Annotated in this window: 13 protein-coding genes, 1 riboswitch and 2 other annotated features; of the genes, 11 read left to right on the top strand and 2 right to left on the bottom strand. The window is 55.4% G+C overall.

Annotated features, from left to right (window positions below):
* Window positions 1-216: 216 nt before the first annotated feature.
* Together IJ22_RS18850 and IJ22_RS18845 are read right to left on the bottom strand one after the other, a co-directional pair.
* Window positions 217-1,557, bottom strand: a complete 1,341-nt coding sequence (locus IJ22_RS18850) for a glutamate-1-semialdehyde 2,1-aminomutase (protein WP_062409924.1) — start codon at window positions 1,555-1,557, stop codon at window positions 217-219.
* 95 nt (window positions 1,558-1,652) lie between these two features.
* A complete protein-coding gene (locus tag IJ22_RS18845; protein ID WP_062409923.1) occupies window positions 1,653-2,690 on the bottom strand; it encodes an LCP family protein in 1,038 nt (345 codons plus the stop codon).
* A 192-nt stretch (window positions 2,691-2,882) separates the two neighbouring features.
* Between IJ22_RS18845 and IJ22_RS18840 the strand changes: the two genes are divergently transcribed.
* The 11 genes from IJ22_RS18840 (at window position 2,883) to IJ22_RS18785 (ending at window position 18,759) form a co-directional block, all read left to right on the top strand.
* Window positions 2,883-3,944 (top strand): ABC transporter ATP-binding protein, encoded by a 1,062-nt coding sequence (locus tag IJ22_RS18840; RefSeq protein ID WP_062409922.1) that lies wholly within the window; start codon window positions 2,883-2,885, stop codon window positions 3,942-3,944.
* A complete protein-coding gene (locus IJ22_RS18835; protein WP_062409921.1) occupies window positions 3,937-4,731 on the top strand; it encodes an ABC transporter permease in 795 nt (264 codons plus the stop codon). Before IJ22_RS18840 ends, IJ22_RS18835 begins: the two co-directional genes overlap by 8 nt.
* Window positions 4,732-4,738: 7 nt before the next feature.
* Complete coding sequence (locus IJ22_RS18830; protein ID WP_054820247.1) at window positions 4,739-5,524, top strand: ABC transporter permease; 786 nt, start codon at window positions 4,739-4,741, stop codon at window positions 5,522-5,524.
* 134 nt (window positions 5,525-5,658) lie between these two features.
* Entirely contained in the window at window positions 5,659-6,126 is a 468-nt protein-coding gene (gene bcp / locus IJ22_RS18825; protein WP_062409920.1) for a thioredoxin-dependent thiol peroxidase, read from the top strand.
* A 483-nt stretch (window positions 6,127-6,609) separates the two neighbouring features.
* Window positions 6,610-8,028 carry a polysaccharide deacetylase family protein gene (locus IJ22_RS18820; RefSeq protein ID WP_082660883.1) on the top strand — a complete coding sequence of 473 codons (1,419 nt, stop codon included), beginning with the start codon at window positions 6,610-6,612 and terminating at the stop codon, window positions 8,026-8,028.
* Window positions 8,029-8,137: 109 nt separating this feature from the next.
* Window positions 8,138-9,112, top strand: a complete 975-nt coding sequence (locus IJ22_RS18815; RefSeq protein WP_062409919.1) for an AAA family ATPase — start codon at window positions 8,138-8,140, stop codon at window positions 9,110-9,112.
* Between the two features lie 287 nt (window positions 9,113-9,399).
* A complete protein-coding gene (locus IJ22_RS18810; RefSeq protein WP_235594167.1) occupies window positions 9,400-10,416 on the top strand; it encodes a DUF58 domain-containing protein in 1,017 nt (338 codons plus the stop codon).
* Entirely contained in the window at window positions 10,397-12,790 is a 2,394-nt protein-coding gene (locus IJ22_RS18805; RefSeq protein WP_062409917.1) for a transglutaminase-like domain-containing protein, read from the top strand. The genes IJ22_RS18810 and IJ22_RS18805 overlap by 20 nt, the downstream gene beginning before the upstream one ends.
* Before the next feature lie 197 nt (window positions 12,791-12,987).
* Complete coding sequence (gene guaA, locus IJ22_RS18800) at window positions 12,988-14,526, top strand: glutamine-hydrolyzing GMP synthase (RefSeq protein ID WP_062409916.1); 1,539 nt, start codon at window positions 12,988-12,990, stop codon at window positions 14,524-14,526.
* Window positions 14,527-14,770: 244 nt separating this feature from the next.
* A riboswitch (purine riboswitch) is annotated at window positions 14,771-14,871 on the top strand.
* Window positions 14,872-14,972: 101 nt separating this feature from the next.
* Window positions 14,973-16,385, top strand: coding sequence for an NCS2 family permease (locus IJ22_RS18795; RefSeq protein WP_062411059.1), 1,413 nt, complete (start codon window positions 14,973-14,975; stop codon window positions 16,383-16,385).
* A 164-nt stretch (window positions 16,386-16,549) separates the two neighbouring features.
* Window positions 16,550-16,808 (top strand) — a binding site (T-box leader).
* Between the two features lie 34 nt (window positions 16,809-16,842).
* Window positions 16,843-17,107, top strand: a binding site (T-box leader).
* Window positions 17,108-17,190: 83 nt separating this feature from the next.
* Window positions 17,191-18,759 (top strand): 2-isopropylmalate synthase, encoded by a 1,569-nt coding sequence (locus tag IJ22_RS18785; protein ID WP_062411058.1) that lies wholly within the window; start codon window positions 17,191-17,193, stop codon window positions 18,757-18,759.
* Window positions 18,760-19,127: the final 368 nt, after the last annotated feature.

The raw sequence follows: 19,127 nt of genomic DNA, 5'->3' as shown, positions 1-19,127 counted from the left end.
AAGTATTTATAGAATAACATGAAATTGTTTTTGAGACAATAGAACATTCAGGCTGTTAACCAATTGTAAGCGCTATCTATTTTGCATAACTGGTGAATAAAGGAAGTTTTAAGGCGTGGTTACGGGAATAATAAAAAACGAACGAACTATTACCGGATTCCGATAATAGTTCGTGATTCGGGTGATAAAGGGAATTTATTGTCATATGTCCATCGTTTAATCCATTCGCGCAAAAGCGCGTTCTGCCGCCTCGACAGTATATGCAATATCGGCTTGGGTATGTGCGGTCGTCAAGAACCATGCTTCAAATTTGGATGGGGCCAGGCAGATGCCTTCTTCCAGCATGTATCGGAAAAACTGGGCGAATCTCTCGCTGTCCGTATCCTGCGCCTGCTCGTAATCCGTTACAGGGTGGCTGCAGAAGTGCGTCGATAAAGCGCCGCAAATGCGATTGACGGTCAGCGCGATGCCGTGCTTGCCGGCGGCGGCCGTCAGGCCGGCCTCAAGCTCAGCGCCGAGCTTGTCCAGCCGGGCATAGACGCCCGGCTCCTGCAGCGCCTGCAGGCATGCGATGCCTGCGGAGATCGACGCAGGGTTACCCGCCATGGTGCCGGCTTGGTAAGCCGGTCCCAAGGGAGCCACCTGCGACATGATCTCTTGACGGCCTCCGTAGGCTCCGATCGGCAGACCGCCGCCGATGATTTTGCCCAGAGCCGTCAGGTCGGGTTCGATGGCCGCGAAATCCGTTCCCGCAGGCAGGCCGTCAAAGGTTTGCGCCGATCCGTAATGGAACCGGAACGCCGTAATCACCTCGTCATAGATGACGAGGGAGCCGTTGCGGCGTGCGGCGGCGCACAGCCCCTCCAGGAAGCCGGGCTTGGGCATGACCATGCCGAAGTTGCCGACGATGGGCTCGACCATGACCGCGGCTACGTCCTCGCCCCAGCGGGCAAGTGCTTCGTCAAGCGCCGCAAGATTATTGTATGGCACGGTAATCACTTCGTGCGCGATGCTGACCGGGATGCCGGCGCTGTCCGGAATCCCGAGCGTGGAGGGACCGGAGCCCGCGGCAACAAGCACCAAATCCGAGTGGCCGTGATAGCATCCGGCGAATTTGATGATCTTGTTGCGGCCTGTATAAGCGCGGGCCACACGAATCGTTGTCATGACGGCCTCTGTGCCCGAATTGACAAAGCGCACCTTGTCCATCGACGGTATGGCCGCCTTGAGCATGCGGGCGAACTCGATTTCGAGCTCCGTAGGCGTTCCATAGAGTGTTCCGTTCTCTGCCGCACGGCAGATGGCCTCGGTAACCAGAGGGTGAGCGTGGCCAAGGATAATCGGGCCGTATGCAGCCAGATAATCAATGTACCGGTTGCCGTCCTCGTCCCAAAAGTATGCTCCCTTGCCGCGTTTCATAAAGACAGGCGCCCCGCCGCCGACCGCTTTAAAAGAACGCGAAGGGCTGTTCACCCCGCCCACAATATGCTCCAGCGCTTCCTTATATAAGCTCTCGGAGCGCGATCTTGATTTGCTTAAGCCAGATGGATGAGTCATCTTGGTCATTCCTCTCTATTATCGGTGTTCATATTTAAATGCAGCAATGCTTACAAAAAAAGAGGAAGCCGCAGCTTCCCGTTGATCGAAACGCGCTATTCTTTTTTGGTCATGCTGCCTTTGTCCCTGCCAAGGGCTTCATGGGTCTGGGTCACAGGCTTTTCTTCAGGAGCGTATGGATCGCGGCCTTCGAACAGTGACTTCATATAAGAATGCAGCTTGTTCCGGTCTACACTCAGCACGGCCGCTCCGCCAACCCGCCTCTCCACCAGCAGCTCTGCAGGGGGAATCTGCTTGGTGACCATTCCCTCCGCCTTGGCTTCATAAGCCAGAGCTCCCAGCTTCAGCATATCGGTAGTAGTCAGGTTGGTTTCAATGTACGGGTCAATGCTGTTTAAGATTTTGGGCAGCCGGATCAGGGAGCCGGTCGTCTGCATCTTCTCCGCTACCGCTTTAAGAAATTTGCGCTGCCGTTCCGTGCGGGCGTAATCGCTCAACGCGTCGTGGCGGAATCGCACGTACTGCAGAGCTTGTTCTCCGTTAAGATGCTGAAATCCTTTTTTCAGGTTGATATCATACTGGTGATTGTCCGCGGAATCCCTGTAACGCATGTCTTTTTCCACGTCGATCTCAATGCCGCCGATGGCGTCCACAAGCGCGATAAAACCTTCGAAATCGGTCATGACGTAATACTGAATCGGGATCCCGAGCAGGTCGCTGGCTGTTTTCATGGACAAATTCGGTCCACCGATCGCATACGCCGCGTTAATACGGTCGTTTCCTACTCCCGGAATCTTCACATAAGTATCACGCAGAATAGAGAATAAATGCATTTTTTTCGTCATAGGGTCGATAGAAGCGATCATGATGGAATCGGAACGCCCCACCCCGTTGTTGCCGCCGCGGGAATCCCCTCCGAGAATAAGGATATTGACCCGTTCTTTGCCCTCCCATTTGGGAGGAGCGTTATTGTCGGTCAATCCGACTTGTTTAGGCAAAAGCCCTCCAAATTTTGTCGAATCCGATTTTTGAATATTGTTCGCGAAATTTAAAAAGGCATATGTATAATAGCCAATGCCTGCGAGCAGAAGAAGCAAAGCGATAATGAATATTCTTTTGACCGCACGTGCCATGGAAATCAAATCCTTTCCTGTGGGTTCGTCGCTTTTCCAAACCGGACCGTTCGTGTATCATATCGTGTATAGGATTAGACAATACAGCTGAATCATGCGCAATTAGGGCAGGAAACTATTACAATTCATTATAAAAGGTTTCGAGCCATCCCTGCAAGCTTCGGCATTTTTTGACAGGAGGAATGATGTGCCATGCGTTGGGCCATCGATGTTCATGAGCTCCGCAAGGAGTTTAAGGTGCAAAAGAACCGCGAAGGCTTAAAAGGAGCGATTCGCGATTTATTTAACAGGGAATACCATCAGGTCAGGGCTGTCAAGGATATCAGCTTTCAAATCCCCCAAGGGGAAATTTGCGGCTATATCGGGGAGAACGGGGCCGGTAAATCGACCACGATCAAGATGCTTACCGGTATTCTTGTTCCGACCTCGGGCGACATTCGGGTGAACGGCTACATTCCTTATAAGGAACGAGAAAAGTTTGTCCGCGGTATCGGAGTCGTGTTCGGCCAACGCAGCCAGCTTTGGTGGGATATCGGCGTGATTGAGTCGTTCGAGCTGCTTAAGAAGGTGTATCGTGTCTCAGACAGCGACTACCGGGCCAGGCTTGATGAACTGGTAGACCGGCTGAAGCTCGGTGAACTGCTGAACCGGCCGGTACGCAAGCTAAGCCTCGGGCAGCGGATGCGCTGCGAGCTGGCGGCGTCGTTGATTCATAATCCGCAAATCCTGTTTCTGGACGAGCCGACCATTGGACTGGATATTGTGGTGAAAACCGAAATTCGCGAATTTTTAAAGTCGCTGAACAAGCGGTACGGCACGACGATTCTGCTGACCACCCATGATCTTCAGGATATTGAAGCGCTTTGCTCAAGGGTCATTATGCTGGATGACGGGAGGATTATCTATGACGGCGGCCTGGAAGAGCTGAAGGAGCGCTGGGGCAAAGGCAAGGAAGTCATCCTGCGGTTCGCCGAGCCGGTGGCGCTGGAGCGCTTGAAGGCATTGACCCGCGGCCTGGAAGTGAATTGGTCGCTGGATAACGAGCTGACGGCCAGAGTATGGATCCCGCAGCAGCTGACCGGCGTCTCGGACGTATTGGCCCGCGTCGTCGGTGCTATGAATATCGAAGATATCAAGATTGTCGAAACGAACACCGACGACATCGTGCGTGAAATTTACAAAACGGGTTCAAGCGACGTCAAACGGCAGGCTCAGGAAGAGCCGGATGAACGGGAAGTGACCCTTCATGTATAGCGCTTATTTGGATATCATCCGCATCCGTTTTCTTATGATGCTTGCCTACCGGGTCAATTATTACAGCGGAATTATTATTTATGCCATTAATATTGGCGCCTACTACTTTTTATGGAAGGCGATTTACGGATCGAAGGAGCTGCTGGGCGGGATGACCGTCACCCAGATGACCACTTATGTGGCCGTTTCCTGGATGGCGCGGGCGTTTTATTTTAATAACCTGGATCGGGAAATCGCCAATGAAATCAAAGACGGCAGCGTAGCCATTCAGTTTATCCGTCCTTACAATTATATTATTGTCAAAATGATGCAGGGCCTCGGTGAAGGCTTGTTTCGCCTGCTGCTGTTTTCTGTTCCGGGCATGGTGCTCGTTTCCTTGCTGTTTCCCGTCAGCCTGCCGACCGACCCGCAGGTTTGGCTTGTTTTTTTGATCATGCTGTTTTTCAGCTTTTTGATCAATTCCCAAATCAATATCATTACCGGCTTGTGCGCGTTTTTTCTTGAAAATAATGAAGGCCTGATGCGCATGAAACGGGTGGCCGTCGACTTGTTCTCCGGCCTGGTGGTGCCGATCTCGTTCTTCCCCGGGTGGGCGGAAGGAGTGATGAAGCTGCTTCCGTTCCCGGCCATCACTTATTTGCCCGGTTCCGTTTTTACAGGAAAGGTGACCGGCAGTGCGGTATACGGCGTGTTCGCCACACAGATCCTGTGGTTCCTGCTGCTCATCCTTCCGCTGCTAATACTCTGGCGCAGCGCGCGGTCGCGCCTGTTCGTGCAGGGGGGATGAGTGCCATATGTTCTATGCAGGACTGCTGATCAATTATTTTAAAAACTACATGAAAACCCGGCTGACCTACCGTTCCGATTTCTGGATGGAGGTCGTATCCGATCTGTTGTTTAACGGATTGAATCTCTTCTTCATTTTGGTCGTGTTTCAGCATACGGCTGCGATCGGCGAATGGAACCAGCAGCAAATTTTATTTATCTACGGTTATTTTATGGTGCCCTATGGCCTGTTTATTACCTTTTTCAACCTATGGGGCTTCAGCGAACGGTATATTGTCAAAGGGGAAATGGACCGGATTTTGACGCGGCCGGCACACAATCTGGTGCAGCTGATGCTGGAAAATATGGATCCGTCGTCTTTGTTCAACGCATTGGTCGGGTTGATCATCATGGGCTACTCCTGGAGCCGGCTCGATCTTGGACTGATGTGGTATGATCCGTTCGTATTTATCCTGTTGGTTGCAGGTTCGATCATGATCTACGGGGGAATCTATATTTTCTTCACTTCGCTGTCGTTCTTCTCGGATTCGCCGACCGGCATCACGCCGATGCTGTGGAATCTGCAAAACTACGGCAGATACCCGGTGACCATTTACAACCGGCTGATCAATATCATGCTGACCTGGGTGCTGCCGTTCGGGTTTGTAGGTTTTTATCCCGCGGCTTATTTCCTGGATCGGGCCAATTGGGGGTCGTTCGCTTTACTGACGCCGCTTGTAGGCGCCGTCTTCTTGACCATCGGGCTGACCGTATGGAATTACGGAGTGAAGCGGTATCGTGGAGCGGGATCATAAGCTTTTGTTGGGGCAGGCTAACGGACTAAAGCAGTCGGCCTGCCTTCCTTAATAAATGGATCGAGGGTGTGTTTGTTGAGTATGCCCTGCCAAGACTGTATAATGCTTGTATAAATTGTAAGGAGGAGGCATTCATGTCATCTATCGAAGTGGGACAAATCGTCCCCGATTTTACACTCCAAGCCGGCGGCGGAAAAAGGGTGTCGCTGAAGCAATTCCGTGGCCGCAAGGTCGTTATTTACTTTTACCCCAAAGATATGACGCCGACGTGTACGGAAGAGTCGTGTCATTTTCGCGATTATAACGATCAGTTCAGGCAGTTAAACGTGGAGGTGATCGGCATTAGCCCCGACGATCCGAAATCTCATGAGAAATTTGCGGCGAAGCACGAGCTGCCTTTTTTGCTGCTTTCCGATCCGGATCATGCGGTATGTGAGCAGTTCGGGGTATGGACCCTTAAGAAAATGTACGGCAAAGAATACATGGGGGTTGAACGATCCACGTTCCTGATCGACGAAGAAGGCAGGCTGGTAAAAGAATGGCGCAAGGTCAAAGTGAAAGGTCATGTGGAGCAGGTGCTGGAGGCTGTGAAGGCGTTATAAGCCATTGTTCCGTAAAGCGAACAGACCTTATTGAATCTCTTACGGCTCGGCTATTGTCCCCGGAGTATGGGGAGAACCTTCATAGGGCAGATTTCTCAACTCCATGTTCTCCCTGCTTACGTTTTTCACCCCAATCTTTCCTATATAACGGTCAACCGCGTATGTTTTCTCTACTTTATGCTTTTGTGACATGTAAATTTACATATATATCATTTTTACACAAAACACCGCAAAGCCCATGAATCAGGTTTTGCGGTGCTCTGGTATATGGCGAAAAATCGATTCCCGTTATGCGGGACGGCCCGGTTTGTTCAATAAAAATGTGTATCGACAAGGATAAATCTGGAATAGAATATAAACGTGGAAGGTTTGGTAAGTTTGATTATATATAGTAATTAGTAAGGATAAATATACATAATTCGGGCGCTTCTCCCATATAGTCTATTAACGCCACTTTTAATAGATTGTACGGAGGGATTGCTCATGATGCGCGGAATATGTGCTTTTGGCTGCAGCAGACTTGTACCTGTTATTTTACGGATGCTTTGTTTGATGCTGTTGTTTGCGGTCTTTCCGAATACGGCATGGGCTATGCCCTGCAGTATGGGGGAAGAAGAGGCTGTATTTGCGCAGTTGCAAGCAGGGAAACGGATGGAAGCCGAAAAAACGTATTCCGTGCCGGCGGACCCGACGGTATACTTGACCTTTGATGACGGACCAAGCCAGCTGACGCCCAAGGTACTGGATATTTTGCAGGCCGAGGGGGTTCAGGCGACCTTCTTTGTGCTGGGGGAACAGGCGGAACAGAGACCTGAATTGGTGCGCCGGATCGTGAAAGAAGGACATGTCCTGGGCAATCATACTTATAATCATAAATATAAGGAGCTTTATTCCGATTTCAGTGTATTTTGGGATCAGGTGCAAAAGACGGAGAAGGTGCTGGCGGACCAAACGGGGGAGCGAACACGTTTATTGCGTGCGCCCGGCGGGACGTTCGGCCATTTTGACGCGTTCTACTATCATTATTTGAGTCTGGCGGGGTACGAGGTGTATGACTGGAACATCGACAGTGAGGATGCGCGTCGGCCCGGCATGACGGCGGAGAGCATCTATCGTACGGTGGAGAAGGGTCCCTTCCGTCATGAATTGATCGTTCTGATGCATGATGGCCCGGGCCATGAGGAGAGCGTAAAAGCGCTGCCGCGGATCATTCGGCTGTTTAAAGAAAAAGGCTATGCGTTTGCTACGCTTTCTTCCAGCGTGAAGCCGGTCCAGTTCTCCCTTGGCAAGCAGAAGTGGCCGCGTACCGTAAGCAGGGAGAAGTATGAACAAATGGTTGCGGCCGCAAGGGAGCATGGGAAATTGTGGTCTGATCTCCCGAATATTCGTCAGACTCCGCAAACGATGATTGCCGCTGAGGGGGCCGTACCGGGGCCGGAGCGGCTTCGGCTGCAGACAGGAGGGACCGCTGTCAGTCTGGCAAAGTCGGAAATGATTTATCGGGACGGGTATTATCTGGTTCCGATTCGGCAGCTGTCCTCCTTGATGGGCGGTACGGTGGAGTGGAAAGAACAGGACAGGACCGCTGCCGTGACCAGGGGGCTTTATCAGGCGGAGTACGATTTTGCGCAAAGGGAGCTCCGCGTGATAAATCCGGCTGGAGCGCTGCAGACGATTTCACTGCCCGAAATGGAAGTGCGGGATGGCGTGCTGTACGTTCCACTGCGCAAGACGCTGGAGCTGTTCGGCGGCCGGGTGACGGCTTACCTTGCCGAGGCTGAGCCGGGAACGGCGGAAGTGCGAATCTCTCTCTCGGGACCATACGGAAGCTGGTGGGGAATCTATCAACAGCTGAAAGAGACGGCTGGATTGTCTAAACACTCTGAAACCCGGACATACTAGAAACATAGAGTGCAAGACGGGGAGTCCGGCGTTGACAGCAGAAAGGATAGGGCTGTAACCGCTTCTGGAGCGTTTCCGGCTTGCCGAAACTTTCGGGAGGTTTTGAGAGATGACGACGCCCTCAGTTCAACCGGATTCGCCGGATACGGTATTGGAACGCATTGTGTATCAAGTCGAAAAGGTCATCGTAGGCAAACGGAACGTGATCGAGAAGCTGCTTGTGGCGCTGCTCTGCGGCGGACATGTCCTGCTGGAGGACGTGCCCGGCGTCGGCAAAACGATGCTCGTGCGCGCACTTGCCAGAACGATAGACAGCCGGTTCAAGCGTATTCAATGCACACCGGATTTGCTGCCGTCCGATTTGACGGGAGTCTCGGTCTATAACCAAAGGACCGCCGAGTTTGAATATCGTCCCGGACCGCTGCTGGCCAATATCATTCTGGCCGACGAGCTCAACCGGACTTCGCCCCGGACCCAGGCGGCTATGCTGGAGGCCATGGAGGAGAAGCGAGTGACGGTCGACGGGACGACATATCCGCTGCCGGAGCCGTTTTTTATTCTGGCGACGCAAAATCCCGTCGATTTCGAAGGGACGTTCCCGCTGCCGGAGGCGCAGTTGGACCGCTTTTTATTAAAGCTTCATCTCGGTTATCCTGACGCTCGGGATGAGGTAGAAATGCTCAACCGGATGGAAGATGCGTTTCCGCTGTCGCGCATCCGTACCGTTATTCTTCAGGAGGAGTTTACGGCACTGCAAAAAGAAGTTCGTACGGTCCATGTCGACGAGACGATCAAGCAATATATTGTGGGGCTGACGACAGCTACGAGACAACATCCGGACGTAACGCTCGGAGCCAGTCCGCGGGCATCGATTGCGCTGATGCGGGCCTCTCAGGCCCAGGCTTTCCTGCAGGGCAGAAGGTATGTCATTCCGGACGATGTCAAGGAGCTGAGCGTGCCTGTCCTTGCGCACCGGTTGATGCTGTCGTCCTCTGCCCTGTTTGGGGGACTGACCGCGGAAGCGGTTATTGATGCGGTGGTCTCCGCAGCGCCGGTGCCGGTCCGCAGGCATGCGGCTGGTTGAGAAGGGCGGCGGATGCAGTGATGCGCGGCGCAATCGTTCTGTTGGGTATGATCGGCCTTCTGGGGGCTTCAGGGTGGTGGGCGATGTCCTGGGGCGGCAGAACGGCATGGTTTCTGGTTTATGTTTCGTTATCTTTGCTCATGTACGCTGTGCTTGTGTATGCGTCGTTAAAGCGGGGCATCCGGGTGGAGCGGGAGGGCCGCGGTCCGGGAGCAGGATGGGGCTTGGAGCGCCCTGGAGGAGAAGAGCTCAGGGAACGGCTCCGTATCCTTGCAGGAGAGTCTCCGGTGCTTTCTTACCGGTTGACGGCTTCGGGGGTCCTGCCCGGGGTCTGGCTGATGCTGGAGGAGCGCTGGGTCCATGAGGGTACGGGCGAGCGCATGACGCTGCGCGGTGCGAGCGCGGCGGGATTCGGCCGCACCACGGTGGTGCGCTGCGGCCTCCAGGCCCCCGGTCGCGGGGTGTATGTGCGCGAGGCGCTGATCGTTCGCGCCAGCGACGCCTTCGGTCTCCTGCGTGTAGAGCGCAGGAGCGGCGGCGGGGGGCAGCTGTGGGTGCTGCCCCGGGTGGGGGCTGTGGCTGCGGAGCCGGGCGCGGGCCCGGATGGGACGCGTCCGCCGGTACGGCAGCCGCAGGCTTGGACGGCCGCGGCGCAGGTGAGCGGCACTCGGCCTTATGCGCCGGGGGATCCGCTGAGGCGGATCCACTGGCGCAGCACCGCGCGCACGGGCGAGCTGCGCGCGAAGGAGACGGAGCTGCCCGCCGCCGTGCGGCAGCTCGTGGTGTTGGACGCGGCCGGAGCCGGGGAGAGCACGGGAGCCGCCCTGTGGGCGGATCCTGCGCTGGCGGCGGCGGTGGAGGCCGCGGCGGGTATTGCCCGGCGAGGGCTCGAGCTGGGCGGGCGCGTGCGCCTTGCCGTCAGCGACGGGCAAGGGAGTGTAGCCGAAGCGCAGGGACGGGAGCGCTTCGGCGAGCTGCTGCAGCTGCTGGCTGCGGTGCCGCGGGGCGGCGCCCGCCCCGAAGCCTTCGCCGCGCTCGCGCTGCGCGAATCCCGGCAGGCCGGCGTCGGAGCGGTCACGCTCGTCACGGCCCGCGCCGACGCGCAGCTGGCTGCGGCCTTGCGTCTGCTGCCGCGGGGCGCCGCGCGCGTTGTCTTCGTGCACGGGCCGGGAGCGCTTCCCGGGCCCGTGCACGCGTGGAAGCGGCAGCTCGAGTCGCTCGGCTGCCGCGTGACGCTGGCGCCGGCGAATGGTCCGGCCGCGCCGCTGAAGGGAGGTGCCGGCCATGCCTTATCCGGCACCTGATCCAGCCGCGGCCCGGCAAGCCTCCGCCCCCGCGTCGTGGGCGGCCGATGCGGCGCTCAGCGGGCTGATGCTCCTGCTGCTGCTGGAATGGCTCTATCCGCTGCGCCGGCTCGCGGATATCACCGAGGTGACCTCCATCGCTCCTTTTGCGGTCACCTTTGTGTTCCTGGCAGCCGTAGATACGCTTCGTTTGCCCGGCTGGGTCCTATGGCTGTTCAAGACACTGTGGATCCTCGGGATAACGGCTTGGTTGCACAATGGGCAAGCGGTTCCTTCCCTGGAGTGGTGGGCGGATTTCGGCCGCGAGCTGTGGATGGATGCGGCGGAGGGCCTGGAAGGCAATCTGGCGGCATGGGAACCGGCTACGCGGACCCTGTTGTTTATGACGGGATGGGCTTTTTTCATCTCCGTACTTCAAACGTTTGTACTGGAGCGGCGGCAGATCCTGTGGTTTTGGGGGATGACGATCCTCTTTTTGGCTTTCGTTCAATTGTTTTTCACCATCGACATGTTCCCGGCCGTTTTGCGCTGCACGGGAGTCAGCCTGCTGCTTCAAGGGCTGCTTCAGCAGGGAAGATGGTATGATTGGCGTTTGGAGGCGGCCGCCGATGGTTCCTCTAAAGCCCGGGTGCCTGAGGCGCGGGATGCTGCGCTGAAGAGCTCCGCCGCACCGCTGGCCGGTCTGCTTCTGACCGCAGCCTGCATGGCTGTGGGCTGGCTTGGCACGCTGCTGCATCCGCAAGAGATGCGCGAGCTTGACTGGTCCCGGTACATCCGGGAATTCGAAGAGCGGTTCCACAGCGAGGCCTGGAACCAAAGGCATGCCGCGGTCATGGCGAACACCGGACGCACGGGCTACGGCTCGGACGATACCCGGCTCGGACAGCCGCTGCAGCCTGACCAAAGCCCTGCCTTTATCGCCGTGACCCCAAGGCTTACCTATTGGCGGGGAGAAGCCAAGAGTTATTATACCGGGCAGGGTTGGACCCAGCCGGATAGCCTGATGGTGCAGTACTTGGCCGATCCCCCGGGATGGGATCCGGATGCTCCCGCGGAGAATGCGTACTATGTGCCCGTTAGGCAAACGATCCGGATCCAGGATGAAGGGCTGAACCACCAACTGTTTGCCGGAGGCGAGCTCATCCGGGTGCAATTTCTGCAATCGGCCGGAGGACAGCCGATTCCCGTGAATTTGGTCTGGAGACAGTTGTGGTCGGAGCGGATCATGATTCCGGTTATGACGGATCCTTTAGCCGAGTATGAGATCGAGTCGCTGGTCCCTGCGGACCGAACGGCTCTTCGAGCTTTGTTAAACGAAGTGGATCCTTCCTATCCTCCCGAGATCGAAGAGCGGTTTCTGCAGCTGCCTGATTCGCTTCCGGAGCGGGTGAAGCAGCTGGCTGCGGGCATCGCGGGCGGGGAGTCCTCTCCTTACGCCAAAGCGGAGGCTATTGAGCGCTACCTTCGTGAACATTACACTTACAGTCTTCATGAGACTAGAGCGGTGCAGGAAAAGGAAGATGCGGCGGACCGGTTCTTGTTCGAGCAAAAAACCGGCTACTGCGACCACTTTTCCACCGCCATGGTGGTGCTTCTCCGCTCCGTCGGCGTACCTGCCCGGTGGGTCAAGGGGTTTACGCCCGGCGAGGTTTTGGCGGTCGACGGGGAGGCCGGCAGCGAGCGGTATACCGTACAGGTGCGGCAAAACCATGCGCATTCCTGGGCGGAAGTATATTTTCCTTCTGTCGGGTGGGTTCCTTTCGAGCCGACTCCCGCATCCGGCGGAGCCGGCAGCGAGGGAACGGCCGCATCCCCCGCGGCGGCAGCGCCTTCGGAAAGCGGCGGCGGGGTCTGGGAGCGGACGCTTCACGGAGTTGACTCCCTGCTGTCCGCGGCACGCGCGGTTTATGGCGGCTTGTCCACAGCTTTCAACGCGGTTTGGGCATCCATCCGCATGCTGCTGTCCACACCGGGGATAAGCTTATGGGGGAAGTTATCCCTGGGGATCGCTGCTGCGGGAATAGCGGCTCTTATGCTGCTTATCCACATGTGGACAAAAAAAGCCGGCACGCTCGCCTCATCTTCGGACTCAATCTCTATCGCCGTTCACAGCTGGCGCCGCGCGGCTCTGCTGCGCTTGGGCGAGCGGATGTGGCGTCGTCTGCAGCGCTCGTACGGGCGTGCGCTGCCGTCGATGACCCTCCGTGAGTACGCGAGTTCCCGCCGCTGCCGCACCGAAACGCAGCGCATCGCCTTACTCCGGCTGACTGAGCAGCTGGAGACGCTGCATTACGCCGATCCGGACCATCGGGACACGGTCGTGACGCGCCACACGCTTGCCGAAGCCTGGCGTCGCCTGAAGCAAAGCCTGTAACCAAGAAGCTCCGGTTCCGGAGCGGAATGGACGCAGGCTTTTTTTCCCTGCTTTTGAAAGCTTGAGGTAAGGCAGAGACATGTTTGTCCACGTTTTGACACGACTTTTGGAGGACAGGCATTGCCCTTTAACCGGCGTAAGCTTATAATTAGGTTCATTGAAAAAGGAACGATACAAGCAGGAGGAACCTATTTATCATGGAAAAACCTAATGAAATTATTGTGGTGCTCGACTTCGGAGGACAGTACAACCAGCTGATCGCGCGCCGGATCCGCGACTTGGGCGTGTACAGCGAGCTGCTGCCTTACAATACCCCGGTTGACAAAATCCGCGAGCTGCAGCCCAAAGGCATCGTCTTCTCGGGCGGTCCCGCCAGCGTGTACGGGGAGGAGTCCCCGCTGGTGGATCCTGCCGTTTACGGGCTTGGCGTGCCGATCTTGGGCATTTGCTACGGAATGCAGATGATGGCTCATCAGCTGCAGGGCAAGGTGGAGCCGGCTTCGAAACGGGAATACGGCAAGGCGGAGGTTGATTTTGCTGACTCTTGCGGTCTTGTGCACGGTCTTGACAAGAAACAGACGGTTTGGATGAGCCACAGCGATCTTGTTGTGCAGCCGCCGGAAGGGTTCGTGGTGGATGCGAGCACCGAGCATGCGCCGATCGCGGCAATGAGCCATCCGGACAAAAAAATGTTCGCCGTCCAATTCCACCCGGAAGTGCGGCACTCGGTCTACGGCAATGAAATGATTCGCAATTTCCTGTTCCATATCTGCGGCTGTGAAGGAACCTGGAGCATGGAAACCTTCATTGAAGATGCGGTGCGCGATATCCGCGAGCAGGTGGGCGACCAGAAGGTGCTTTGCGCGCTGAGCGGCGGCGTGGATTCTTCCGTCGTAGCGATGCTGATCCATAAAGCGGTCGGCGATCAGTTGACCTGTATGTTTATCGATCACGGCCTGCTTCGCAAAGGGGAAGCGGAGAGCGTTATGGATACGTTCGTCGGCAAATTTGATATGAAAGTCGTCAAAATCGACGCCCGCGAGCGGTTCCTCAAAAAATTGAGCGGTGTGGACGATCCGGAGCAAAAACGGAAAATCATCGGCAATGAGTTTATCCGCGTATTTGAAGAAGAATCGGCGCGGTTCGACGATTTCGCTTTTCTCGCGCAGGGCACGCTGTACACGGATATCGTGGAAAGCGGTACGGCTACGGCGCAAACGATCAAGTCGCACCATAACGTAGGCGGCCTGCCGGAAGATATGAAGTTCAAGCTGGTGGAGCCGTTAAAGGCGCTGTTCAAGGACGAGGTGCGCAAGGTCGGCGAAGAGTGCGGCCTGCCGGCGGAGATCGTGTGGCGCCAGCCGTTCCCGGGTCCGGGACTTGCGATTCGTGTGCTTGGCGAGGTGACGGAAGAGAAGCTGGAGATTGTGCGTGAATCCGACGCGATTCTCCGTGATGAAATCGCCAAAGCCGGGCTTGACCGGGAAATTTGGCAGTACTTTACCGCACTGCCTAACATGAAGAGCGTCGGTGTCATGGGCGACGCGCGCACGTATTCCTACACGGTCGGCATCCGGGCCGTCACGTCGATCGACGGCATGACGGCGGACTGGGCGCGCATTCCGTGGGATGTGCTTGAGAAAATCTCGACCCGCATCGTGAACGAAGTCAATAACGTCAACCGCGTGGTGTACGATATTACTTCCAAGCCGCCGGCCACGATCGAGTGGGAATAAATCAAATGGACCCGTTCTCTCTTTGCATAGAGGGAACGGGCTTTTTTGCGCTGCAGCATGATCAAGACCGCTAAATAGAAAAAGCATAAAACATCCGCCAATAGGAAAATCTTAGAGGGGGTCACCGATTGGATCCCAAGGAGTTATTTTCCTTTTTGCCGAACGAATTTACGGATAAGCTGAAAAATGTTCGGAAAAATCATTGACAAGCTTCGACGGCGATTTTAGAATAAGGGTTAGATTCATAAAAGGGAATAACCGTTTTCGTATAATTCCGGGAATCGGCCCGGAAGTCTCTACGAGGTCACCGTAAATGATCTGGCTACGAAAAAAAAGCGGTTCACGGAATTCGTCCGTGGAGCGTTCTTTTTCTTGAAGCCCGGAAATATCAGGTAGCCGGGCTTTTTGTCGTTGTTCCGAAAAACCATTTTGGAGGGATTTCAGGAATGGATCGTTTTTTTAAGCTGAAGGAGAACGGCACCACGGTTCGCACGGAAATCATGGCCGGTCTGACGACGTTCATGACGATGGCGTATATTTTGGCCGTTAATCCGAACATACTGAGCGCATTCGGCTCGGGAGCGACCGGGATGGATTGGACGGCGGTTTTCCTCGCTACGGCGATTGCCGCAGGCGTGATGACCATCGCCATGGGCTTGTTCGTTAACTTTCCGGTGGCGTTGGCGCCGGGGATGGGTCTTAATGCTTACTTTGCTACGGTGATTCTCGCTTCGCAAGGGCAGTTTACGTATCAGATGGCTTTGGCAGCCGTTTTTATCTCAGGGATTATTTTTATTATTTTGACCGTGACCAAGGTTCGTCAGATGCTGCTTGTCGCCGTTCCGGACAGTCTGAAGCATGCGATTACGGTCGGTATCGGCCTGTTCATCACGATTATCGGGCTCAAAAACAGCGGTCTGCTGGCGGTTGCCGTCGAAGCCGCAAACGATATTCCGAAGGGCAAATATACGGAGCTGTTGTCCTTCGAAACGGTGTTTCACCTGGGCGATGTGCATAATGCGAACGTTTTGCTTTGCATTATCGGGATTGCTCTGATTTCCATTCTGATGGTGTTGAAGGTACGCGGCGCGATTTTGTTCGGGATTTTGCTGACAACGGTGGCAGGCCTGTTTATGAGCAATCCGGACGGCTCTCCGGTGGTGAGCCTGGCTACTCTGACAAGCGGCGAAACGACCTGGGTGCCGGACATGAGCAAGCTGGCGTTTGCGCATTTTGATTTTGCCGGTGTCATGAATGCCGGGATCATTTCCGTCATATTGACATTTACGTTCGTGGAATTGTTTGATACGTTCGGAACGCTGGTCGGAACGGCCAACCGCGCCGGTTTTATGAAAAATAAAGAAGAAGGCAACAAAAAGGTCGGCAAAGCGATGATGGTGGATGCCATCGGCGTCAGCGGCGGCGCGTTGGTGGGTACGAGTACGGTAACGGCGTATGTCGAGAGCGCAGCCGGCGTTGCCGAAGGCGGACGTACGGGTCTGACGGCTGTCACGACGGGTGTTTGCTTCCTGCTGGCGCTGTTCCTCGCGCCAATCGCAGCGCTCATTCCGGGCTCCGCCACGGCGGCTGCACTGATCGTTGTCGGCGTACTGATGATGCAGTCCGTTCGTGAAATTGAATTCCAGGATCTGGTTTACGGCATTCCGGCCTTTTTGACCGTTACGATGATGCCGTTCACGTATAACATTGCCAACGGGATTTCCTTCGGTATCGTGGCTTACGTGCTTCTCGCAACGGTCGCCAGATTGAGCGGCCAAGGAAAATATAAAGTGCATTGGCTGATGTGGATTTTGGCCATTCTCATTATTGCCAGGTATATTTTCCTCGGGGGCCACTAATCGCTTGTACGGTGTATTCAAAGTCGTTTACCAGCTCCGGTGTCCGCTGAATTCGGGCGCCGGAGCTTTTCTATTCGATGGGAAGCCACAAGCGGAATTGCGAAAGTTTTCTGAAAATAGGCATTGACTTTAAGCAACGTGCATACTATAATAGCAATCAAATCAAAAACGCAACGAACGGGAGCAGTAGCCTTCATGTCCTGTCCAGAGAGCTGCGGGGTGGTGCAACGCAGTCGGGAGCATCGGCGAATCTCGCCCGGGAGCGGCAAAGCTGAACGGCCGGAGTGTAGCGCTGCACTTCTGCAGGCAGTAAGCTTTGACGGGTCGCCTCCGTGATCAGGCATCGAGCGGGCAACGGCTTTCTAGGCAAAGCCGGGGTCAACAAGAGTGGTACCGCGATAGGAACAGCCTGTCGTCTCTTTGGTTAGAGGCGGCGGGCTTTTTTAATTGAATATGTTGAAACGCGAAGAACGGGATCAGTAAAGTCAATCCGGTTGTCCAGAGAGCTGCGGGGTGGTGCGACGCAGTCGGCGGAAGCTTGAAACTCGCCCGGGAGCGGCAAAGCCCAAAGAACTTGCGGGAAATCTCTCGTGAAGGTCGAGTAGGCTGCGACGGATTAGCCCTCCGTGACAAGGGGTTCGAGGTGGAATTCTAACGTGCGTTGGTGCTTGGAGTTCAAAAAGAGTGGTACCGCGGCAAGGTTACAGCCTGTCGTCTCTTGGTTTTCAAGAGATGGCAGGCTTTTTTTGCAGGAAAAAATCTGAGGAGGATGATGGTGATGATGAACCAGGACCAAACGGGAACGATGAGAAAAATACACATTTTCGATACGACATTGAGAGATGGAGAGCAGGCGCCGGGAGCGACGCTGACGCCGGAGCAAAAAATCGTGATTGCCAAACAGCTCGCGAAGCTTGGGGTGGATGTGATCGAGCCGGGATTTCCGATTTCAAGTCCGGGGGATTTCGCAGCGGTGCAGCAAATTGCGAGGGAAGTCGCCGGCGTTGAAATATGCGGCTTTGCCCGGGCTATGAAGGAAGACATCGATGCGGCCGTCCGTGCAATCCAAGATGCCGAACGCAAGCGGCTGCATCTGTTCATCTCTTCGTCCAGCATTCATCTGGACTTTCAGCTGCGCAAATCCCGGGAGCAGGTGATCGGCATTGCCCGTCAAATGGTGGCTTACGCCAAGCAGTTTGTAGACCGGATCGAGTTCTCTCCGATGGATGCCACGCGGACAGGGGACGAATTCCTGTTCGAAATGATCGAAGCCGTGATTGAAGAAGGGGCCACGATCATTAACATCCCCGATACGGTCGGCTATGCGCTGCCGGAGGAATATGGGGCGATGTTTACCCGGGTGATGAAGAATGTCCGGGGCGGGCAGCAGGTTCAGTACAGCGCACACTGCCATAACGATCTTGGCCTGGCGGTTGCGAACAGCCTGGCCGCCATTCAGGCGGGAGTCAGCCAGGTGGAGGTGACCGTGAACGGCGTAGGGGAACGCGCCGGCAACTGCTCGATGGAGGAGCTGGTGATGGCGCTCGAAACACGGAAGGCGGCGATTGGAGCGGAGACATCGATTCGGCCGGAGCATATTTTTGACACCTCCCAATTGGTCAGCCGCGCGATGAGCTTTCCGATCGCGTTCAATAAGCCGATTGTAGGACGCAATGCGTTCCAGCACGAGGCGGGCATTCATCAGGACGGACTGCTCAAAAACCGCAGCACCTATGAAATTATGGATCCCGAGCGGCTGGGCATCCCGCGCAGCATGATCATTCTCGGCAAGCACTCCGGCCGCCATGCGATCAAGCATCGGGTAAGCCAGTTCGGGGTAGAGCTGAACGAGGAGCAGATGGAAAGCTTCTATGCTGCCTTCAAGTCGCTGGCGGACCGCCAGAAGGTCGTACATGACCATCAACTGCTTGAATTGGTAGGTCACACGGTGAATCAGGTGCTGGAGCCGTATACGCTTGTATCCGTGCAACTGATCACAGGCAATGCAGGACATCGGGTGGCGTCTTGTACGATCCGTAATGAGGCAACGGGAGAAGAGGCGGTTTATGTGGGAACAGGTAACGGCCCGGTGGAAGCTGTTGTAGCCGGGATCAAGCAGGGCCTGCCGTTTGAAGCGGAGTTCGCCGATTTGGAGCTGTATTCGCTGTCTGCAGGGGAAGAAGCAAGCGGCGAGGCGATTGTAACCATACGGGCGTACGGGAAAACCTACCGCGGCATAGCGGAGAACCGCGATATTTTGATGGCGGCGGCTCATGCATACATGGCAGCGTGCAACCAGGCGGCTCGCGAGTGGGTGAAGGCATCGAAAGGCGGTTCGGTCGAACCCTTGGAAGTGGAAATTACAATACCGTAATGTCGAAAGGGCTGTGGATAATAGTTATCCACAGCCCTTGTGCATATTGTGAGTAATTCACAAAAGCCGCGCCGATACTCGTACCTGTAAGAAAGGTTTTCCCGCAGGAGGGTGGATAAGTTTTTCACAACAGATCTGTGGATAATGTGCATAACTTTGTGGATTAGACGAAAAAGGCTGATTATTCTAGAAGAAGCGACATGATATTCTGGGGATAATCTTGTGGATATTGCTATGTGATTCCTTGGTTATATGCACACTGGATAAAAAGGTTGTTTTTGGGCAAAGTACCAAAAGAGTCTCAAAAGTGAAAGATGCGCGGAAGAACGGGATAGTGGAATGCATGCAGCAGCGAATATAGGCGGGTT

The sequence above is a fragment of the Paenibacillus naphthalenovorans genome (genome assembly GCF_001465255.1).
GTDB lineage: Bacteria > Bacillota > Bacilli > Paenibacillales > NBRC-103111 > Paenibacillus_G > Paenibacillus_G naphthalenovorans.
This window is presented reverse-complemented; position numbering and strand designations above follow the sequence as displayed.

Excerpts from the sequence above, each read along its gene's own strand:
- IJ22_RS18850 (WP_062409924.1), bottom strand. The coding sequence starts at position 1,557 with ATGACTCATCCATCTGGCTTAAGCAAATCAAGATCGCGCTCCGAGAGC.
- IJ22_RS18845 (WP_062409923.1), bottom strand. The coding sequence starts at position 2,690 with ATGGCACGTGCGGTCAAAAGAATATTCATTATCGCTTTGCTTCTTCTG.
- IJ22_RS18840 (WP_062409922.1), top strand. The coding sequence starts at position 2,883 with ATGCGTTGGGCCATCGATGTTCATGAGCTCCGCAAGGAGTTTAAGGTG.
- IJ22_RS18835 (WP_062409921.1), top strand. The coding sequence starts at position 3,937 with ATGTATAGCGCTTATTTGGATATCATCCGCATCCGTTTTCTTATGATG.
- IJ22_RS18830 (WP_054820247.1), top strand. The coding sequence starts at position 4,739 with ATGTTCTATGCAGGACTGCTGATCAATTATTTTAAAAACTACATGAAA.
- bcp (WP_062409920.1), top strand. The coding sequence starts at position 5,659 with ATGTCATCTATCGAAGTGGGACAAATCGTCCCCGATTTTACACTCCAA.
- IJ22_RS18820 (WP_082660883.1), top strand. The coding sequence starts at position 6,610 with ATGATGCGCGGAATATGTGCTTTTGGCTGCAGCAGACTTGTACCTGTT.
- IJ22_RS18815 (WP_062409919.1), top strand. The coding sequence starts at position 8,138 with ATGACGACGCCCTCAGTTCAACCGGATTCGCCGGATACGGTATTGGAA.
- IJ22_RS18805 (WP_062409917.1), top strand. The coding sequence starts at position 10,397 with ATGCCTTATCCGGCACCTGATCCAGCCGCGGCCCGGCAAGCCTCCGCC.
- guaA (WP_062409916.1), top strand. The coding sequence starts at position 12,988 with ATGGAAAAACCTAATGAAATTATTGTGGTGCTCGACTTCGGAGGACAG.
- IJ22_RS18795 (WP_062411059.1), top strand. The coding sequence starts at position 14,973 with ATGGATCGTTTTTTTAAGCTGAAGGAGAACGGCACCACGGTTCGCACG.
- IJ22_RS18785 (WP_062411058.1), top strand. The coding sequence starts at position 17,191 with ATGAGAAAAATACACATTTTCGATACGACATTGAGAGATGGAGAGCAG.